This is a genomic window from Calditrichota bacterium (genome assembly GCA_013152715.1).
Classification (GTDB): domain Bacteria; phylum Zhuqueibacterota; class Zhuqueibacteria; order Thermofontimicrobiales; family Thermofontimicrobiaceae; genus 4484-87.
This window is the reverse complement of the sequence record JAADFU010000108.1, coordinates 4,446-11,398: the sequence shown is the minus strand read 5'-3', so window position 1 is coordinate 11,398 and position 6,953 is coordinate 4,446. Positions and strand designations below refer to the sequence as shown.

The window sequence follows — 6,953 nt, the reverse complement described above, 5'->3', positions numbered from 1 at the left end:
TGCAGCGGATACCAGCCGACGTAGGTATCGCCGGCTTTGCAGATGATCCAGCCCGATTCATCGATGATTCTTTTCTCTAAATTTGCCGGAAAAAATCCGTCGATGTGCTCGGACGTTGTTCCGACCGGAATGTCGTAAAGTGCGATGAGCGTATTTTTGTGTTGAAAAGTTCGTTCGAACGGGGAACCGCCGGTCCACTTGTCCGGATTGTTGTATGTAGTTTTGGAAGCGATAATGCCTGCCATGGATGTTTTGATTTCTTCGGGGAAAAACATAGCGATTTCATAAACCGACCAGAAGGGGTGCAATCCGAAAATCGTGGAAAACGGCTTGCCGTAATTATAGCGCACGCCCCAGGTGTGTTGCTGGATCGGCTGCAAAATTCCGCCTTGCAGAGAGCCGATGCCGTAATCTTTGGTGATGTAATCGTATTTGTAAACCGCGGGATTTCGTTCAGTCCCGTAACGAATGATGTTGCGCACTCTTTTTCGTTCCTTGTGAATGTAAGGTTTGCTTCTGTCGTTGGCGATGTGGTAGATAATTTCCGGGAGCGTGTAGGACGTGAGAACCGGATAAATCACCCAGCCGTGAGCGCAGGGCTCACCTGCGCCAAAATAGATGTAGGCGAAAACTGAAGAAGCTGATTTTTTTGGCCTCATCAAGCCTCGTTCGTAAATTCGGCTGTGTCCTCCGATGTATTGTTGATCCAGATGTTCGGCGGCGAAATCCGCGAAAATGTAGTCCGTCATCATCAGACCCAACTGCTTGACTTCCGGGTCTTGAGCGTACTCGGCAAGCATGGTCATGGGCACTAAATATTCCAGAATGTAACCAGGCGAGTCAAACTCGCCCTGTCCGATCGTCGTGGTAATGCGCGCCCATTCGAATAGATATTCTTTGGCTTCCTGGAAATTTTCTTCTGAACTTTTTCCGGAAAACCATTCCGAACCGGGCAAATTTGGCCATTGCTCGGACATTAATAGTAAAGTCGAGTACCACATCGCCCAGTGATTTTCCGTGTCGCCGCGCGCCGGAGCGTAGGTTTTCCAGGCATGCCGCAGCGCCTGTTTGACTTCGTCCGCCATTTTATCTTTTCCGGCAAAGTAACAGCCGGTCACAGGGAACATCCAGAACATGGCACCTTTGGGATGTTTGAGCAATTCCAGAAACATCTTGTCCGCTAAAGTGACGTCGTTCCCGGTAGCATATCGCGCGGCAATCGCGGTGTAATTAGGTCGAGTGAGCGTGTCGTATTTGGCAATGAGCCACGCTTTTCTTTTCTCGAATTGTTTTAAATATTCTTTTCTGCTCAACATTTGTCCCGATACGTTTGTTGAAAATATGTAAAAAACAATTATTGTCATCAAAGTCCATTTTTTCATTGTGCTTGCTCCTTTAAACTTTTTAAAGAGATCTTCATTTAACCACAGAGCGAACAGAGAATGCACAGAGTTCACAGAGTCAAACCCTTAAACCCCTTATTTTGAAACATAGTAATTTTTTGTTTGTGAAATAACTGCTTAGTCAGATTGCTTTTTTACATCCCCCTAAATCCCCCTTCAAAGGGGGACTTACTTAGTTCCCCCCTTTGAAGGGGGGACAGGGGGGATGTTTGAGAGGAAGAACACTACAAAATATTATCGAGATTCTTAATTTGACTAAGCAGTAATAAAAATTAACAAAATTTTTCTTCGTGCACTTCGTGTCCTCGGTGGTTATTTCATCAACCTACCAGTTAACTATTTTAATCGCATAAACAAATCCGTTATCGATGCCAATGAAACGCCACGTTTTGCCGCCGTCGTCTGATTGGTAAACACCTTTGCCCATTGTCCCGGCGAAAACGCGATTGCTGTTATTCGGATCAACGGCGACGGCGTGAATGTCGAGCAAACCCAGCCCTTGGAAATATTGTTTCCATTTGTTGCCCCCATCGACGGATTTGAAAATTCCCGTCTGGAAGCCGCCGACATACATCGTGTCGGGATGTGAGGGATCAAAGGCGATGGCGTAAAAAGTATTTCCCAAAAGACCGGTGTCTTTTTTCTCCCAGATTCTTCCCCCATCGTCGGAAAAATAGAGTCCGTTATCCTCAGTCCCGACGACTAAAATGTTCGGATTTTTTTCGGGTGCTGCACAATCACGCGAATGTGGCGCACGCGCAAACCCATCTTGCTCCAGGACAATCCGGCGTCGGTGCTTTTGTAAACCACGTCTTCGGTAGAAGCATACAAAACATCGGGATTTTTTATGTCGATGATGAAAGAAGAAACAAATTGCGCGTCAATAGAGTTGAGCCCTTTGATGTGTTTCTGCCATGTTTTGCCATTGTCAACCGATTTGTAAAATCCGTAAGGCGAACTGCAATAGATGATTTTCGGGTCGCGCGGATCAAAAGCCACGCAGTTGGCTTCGGTGATTCGCCAGCCGGTGGTCACTTTCCATGTTTTTCCGAAGTCAAAACTCTGGTGTGAATTCCGGTGTGCGTGGCTAATGCGATAAATTTGCCGTTAGATTTTCGGTGAAGGTCAAATTTGAAAATGCGATTGTTGGGTCGGCCCATGTACTGCCAGACTGTGTCATTGTCCACGTTTTTGTAGAAAAGTGCAGAAAGCGGGATTGCCATTCCGGTGTGATAATATCCGGTGGAAAGCGTAGCAACGTAAATTTTGGAATCTCCCGCATGGACAAAATTCGGAACAATGAGCAACGTCGTCAGCGCGGTCATTGTCAAAATTTTCTTGAAGCAATTCATACTCACTCCCATTCCTTTTCGATTCGGTCATTCATTAGTCTGTTGGATTAGCCGGAAATGTTTCCGGAAAAGTTCACTTGAAATGAAGAACAAAATTGAGGAGAACAGATTGCAAAGATTGATGTTAAAGATAATTCATTTCGAGGATTAATGCAATGATTTTATTTAAAAATTTGGCGCCAGAGAGAAGCACGTAGGAAATTTTCAGGGGAAAGTTTAATTTCGATTAATCAGAAACAACGCAATCCAATTTTGGATATGATTTTCGCTGAAGTCGGAGCTATATTCCCGTTCAATCTCATGCTCCCTTTCAGAGGCTTAAAACCTTTGAAAGGGAACAGGGAAAAATATGCCATTAGCTGTCTAATTCATAATAATAATCCGACTGCCTCCGCTTCCGCCAAAGCGTGAATTGACGATATTATTAAAAATAGACCCGAATGTGTATTCTATGCCGATTGAGCCCCAATAATTGTAGCTTGTTTCCAATGCATATCGCTGCAGCAGCACATCTTCCTTGCTCAGGCCCGCGGCGCGCAAATGAAGCTGGTCGTGAATGCGAGAAAAACCGCCGAAAAGATTGATGGAAAAGCCCCGAAAAAGACGAACCGATAAATCGGTATTAATGCTAAAGTGATTTTTGGAAAAATCCTGAAAGTAATGCGAACCGGAAAGGTCGATGCCCACGTTGCCCCAGGGTTGTTTGAAATTCAAAGAGACACTCAAACTTTCATTGAAAAGATTATCTTTGGTCTTGAAATAGATTGTTTCTTCGTCGTACAGAACGTGTTCTGCATTCACCCGGTACAAAATGCGAAGCTCGCGTCGCGTTGATTCCGAGTAGGGAAAAATGTTGAATTCAATCGCCGGAGCCACAGAGTAGGCGGCTTTGATATTCATAAAAGAGGACTGATTTGCATCGGCCGAAGCGCCGACAGACCAGTGGTCAGTCAGACTGCGCACGACCAATCCGGAAAAACTTTTGTTTTTGCGCGTGGTTTTGTACCAGACATCGCCGTAGTTGTATTTATTCTCATTGGTGCTGGCGTTCAGCGAAAGTCTGATTTTCCAGTCCTCAGTGATGCGATTCGCTGAAATGCGGCCGTAGATATTGTGATTGCGGGATGATTTTTCTCCGTTAAACCAGCCGTTGATGCTCATGCGAAAAACCCAATTGTTCCACTGATCTTCTTTGACCATTGCGCCCGAGGGTTTGTTGTAAGACACTGTCATATTTTTTACCAGCGGCGTTTGCGCGATGTATTGAACCAGTCCGATTTTCAGAAATTTCACCATTTTTGCGCGTACGTTGTCCTGCGTGTCGTCCTGATTTGTTGCGAAAACAATTGTGTCATTTTTAGTGGAAAAATTATTGAGCCCGATGTAGGTCAAGGTATATTCCGTTCCCCCGCTTGCTGTGGCCTGACTGGTGATCATGATGTGGATGTCTGCATTTTTTCGGTCATAAACGTAATTGACATAGTTGATTTCCGTGCGAATATAGTCCAGGTCGCACCACTGGCAGTCGATGAACACTTTTGGCGCTGCTTTTTGCAAGGTTGAATCCGCTTCTTGACCGAACAAAATAAAAGGCGTGCAAATCAAAACGAGCAACAACAGCATACGTTTCATGGGAAAGCTCCTTTTTTAGATGATAGGATATGATTTTATTTTGTTTGCAAATGGAATTTCGAATGGCGTTAAAAACAGTATCGCGGGTTTTACCATAAGACGTGAAGACATACAAAAAAGTTGCGTTGATTTTTTATTTTTTGAAATATTTCCCCTGGTAAAGTTGATTTTTGTCAAGATAATTCTGAATGAAAACAAGAGAACTCCGCTTGTCAGCAGACCACTCTGGCGCCACGAGCCCGGTTTCAAATCTCGAATCCGCCATCAGGCGATGAATGATTTGATCGGGTCGCAGACGGATTAAAAATTCTCCTACTAATTCGGCGTATTCCTCCAGTTCCAATACTTTTAATTTCCTTTTTGAAAAATATTGTTTTTCCAGCACCGTGCCTCTGATAACCATGAGCTGGTGAATCTTAATTCCTTGAACCGGCAACTGCGCAATTTTTTCCGCTGTTTCCATCATCATCGCGTGCGTTTCGCCGGGCAGACCAAGCATAACGTGGACCACGACTTCGATATTTCGGTCGGCTAATTCGTGAATTGTAGCAAGGCTCTCTTCGAAAGAATGGCTGCGATTTATTTTACGCAGGGTGTCATTGTGTATCGTCTGAATTCCCAATTCTACACTCAAATAAGTGCGGCGATTGACATCAGCGAGATAGTCGTAAATCTCCGAAGAAAAACAATCAGGCCTGGTGCCAATAGCAATGCCGATGACATCGGGATGGGCAATGACGGGCTCGTATTTTTCACGCAGGATTTCCACTGGCGCGTGAGTGTTGGAAAATGACTGAAAATAACCAATGAAAGCATCGAATCTTTTCCTGCCGCGCGCAATTCCTTTTTCCAGTTGCACCATCACCGGCTCTGTGGAAGCCGCCACCGGACTAAAAGCCACATTGTCGCAATAAATACACACACCCGCCGCGGGAACGCGTGCCGTCGATATTCGGACATGTGAATCCGGCGTGCAAAGGAATTTTTAGCACCCGCTTGCCGAAACGGGTTCTGAGATAATTGTTGTAGCTGTGGTAGATTTTCATTTTTTTAACTGCAAAATAGAACGCGGATTCCACGGATTAGGCGGATTCGCGCAGACTTTCATAATGTTTGCGGATAAATTGAAGGCTGCTTGTATTGGCTCAAACATATCTCGTTTGGCAAACACACAGAATTTGTTCGCAATATATTCACATCTTTAATATTTTCCGGATGATTTCATGGACTTCAGTTGCATAAAAGAGTCCAACAAAAACAGCCATAAACCATGCCGAAAAGATAATGGGTCTCAACCAACTTGGTGGTACGCGTTGCGAGTGGTTTTTTTTATGAGTCTGAAAAAGAAAAACCCAGATGAACCAACTCCAATTTATTTTCAGAAAAGATTTTTGCGAATGAGAGGACAATTCTTCATTTCGAATTTCTTTCCAATTTTCAATTTCCCATTGGGGAAAATTATCAATTTTTGATTTGTCAATTCCTAATACCTTAGCCCATACATTGGCGTATCCTTGAATGCTTGTTTCGTATTTTGTACAAAAATACGAACGCAGTCTCTTTGCTACCAACGTGAAATAGATTGCAGTGTAAATGAAGCAACCGTAGGGCAAAAGTTGGGAATATAAATCATTATGAAACATGATATATGTAAATGCGAATGAACCGAAAGTAAGCAAGCTAAATATCTCGAGCAATGTTATCGTGAGAATCATACTTTTTAACGTAGCAGCGCGGTGAGTTCTGGTTGTTGCAGAGTTCGATTTTTGGGGTAGTGTTTCTTCGTTGTCGGGGTTAAAATTTCTCAACAGGGCTAAATCTTTTTCCCAATTAGCAATGGTAGCAAATTCATCAAATCTGGTCAAAAGGTACGCATTTTTTCGGTTGCCGGTGCGCGCGCGGTTCAGGATGATCGCAGTGCTAGGAATGAGGATCAGATGCGGAACCAAGAAAATAAACGGGAAACTGATAACCAAATCTGATTTCATAACACTCACAGACAATGAGAATAGCACAGCAGTAACTGTCACCGCCTGCCAAAATACTCGGAATTGCAAATCTCGATCCCGCTGGATTTCTTCCTGCAAGCGTGAAAGTTCTGCTTTTTCAAAGTCAGGTAAATGTGGCATTTTAGTCTCCTTCTTTTTTTGCAAATTTTGCAACAGCAGCCTTAAAAAAAAGAATGGTTTTTCAAAATGTACCCCACCTAAAAGGTGGAGCACATTTAATATCCGCGAAAATCCGTCCGATCCGTGTCCATCCGCGTTCTATCACACCGAAGTCTTTAACCTCCTCTCTTTCTCACTCCGCTGAATCGCCAACTGAATCAATCTGTCGATTAAGTCGGCGTAGGAAATTCCGTTCGCTTCCCATAGTTTGGGATACATGCTGATTTGCGTGAACCCGGGAATGGTGTTCAGTTCATTGACGTAAATTTCTGTCTCGTCCCGCAGGAAAAAATCAACGCGCGCCATGCCTTCGCAGCAAATCGCGCGGTAGGATTTCACGGCGAGCGCGCGAATTTTTTCGGCGACTTCCGGTTTCAGCTCCGCCGGAATGCGCAGCA

8 protein-coding genes and 1 pseudogene (1 of these 9 only partly in view) are annotated in these 6,953 nt (G+C 44.3%); all 9 read right to left on the bottom strand.

All coding sequences use genetic code 11. From position 1 onward, the window contains the following. Positions 1 to 1,382: hypothetical protein (locus tag GXO74_08805; GenBank protein NOZ61769.1), on the bottom strand; the 1,382-nt coding region annotated here is incomplete at its 3' end. Positions 1,383 to 1,728: 346 nt separating this feature from the next. Further along, positions 1,729 to 2,028 carry a hypothetical protein gene (locus tag GXO74_08800; protein NOZ61768.1) on the bottom strand — a complete coding sequence of 100 codons (300 nt, stop codon included), beginning with the start codon at positions 2,026 to 2,028 and terminating at the stop codon, positions 1,729 to 1,731. 77 nt (positions 2,029 to 2,105) lie between these two features. Next, a complete protein-coding gene (locus GXO74_08795; GenBank protein NOZ61767.1) occupies positions 2,106 to 2,438 on the bottom strand; it encodes a hypothetical protein in 333 nt (110 codons plus the stop codon). Continuing rightward, entirely contained in the window at positions 2,435 to 2,755 is a 321-nt protein-coding gene (locus tag GXO74_08790; GenBank protein ID NOZ61766.1) for a hypothetical protein, read from the bottom strand. The genes GXO74_08795 and GXO74_08790 overlap by 4 nt, the downstream gene beginning before the upstream one ends. Before the next feature lie 363 nt (positions 2,756 to 3,118). Then, a complete protein-coding gene (locus GXO74_08785; protein NOZ61765.1) occupies positions 3,119 to 4,387 on the bottom strand; it encodes a hypothetical protein in 1,269 nt (422 codons plus the stop codon). A gap of 133 nt (positions 4,388 to 4,520) precedes the next feature. Next, on the bottom strand, positions 4,521 to 5,288 hold the full coding sequence (locus tag GXO74_08780; GenBank protein NOZ61764.1) for a TIGR01212 family radical SAM protein: 768 nt from the start codon (positions 5,286 to 5,288) through the stop codon (positions 4,521 to 4,523). After that, on the bottom strand, positions 5,278 to 5,433 hold the full coding sequence (locus tag GXO74_08775; GenBank protein NOZ61763.1) for a hypothetical protein: 156 nt from the start codon (positions 5,431 to 5,433) through the stop codon (positions 5,278 to 5,280). Before GXO74_08775 ends, GXO74_08780 begins: the two co-directional genes overlap by 11 nt. A gap of 147 nt (positions 5,434 to 5,580) precedes the next feature. Beyond that, on the bottom strand, positions 5,581 to 6,609 hold the full coding sequence (locus tag GXO74_08770) for a hypothetical protein (protein NOZ61762.1): 1,029 nt from the start codon (positions 6,607 to 6,609) through the stop codon (positions 5,581 to 5,583). A gap of 48 nt (positions 6,610 to 6,657) precedes the next feature. After that, positions 6,658 to 6,953: pseudogene (ddlA, locus tag GXO74_08765) on the bottom strand (D-alanine--D-alanine ligase); it runs 825 nt beyond the window's last position.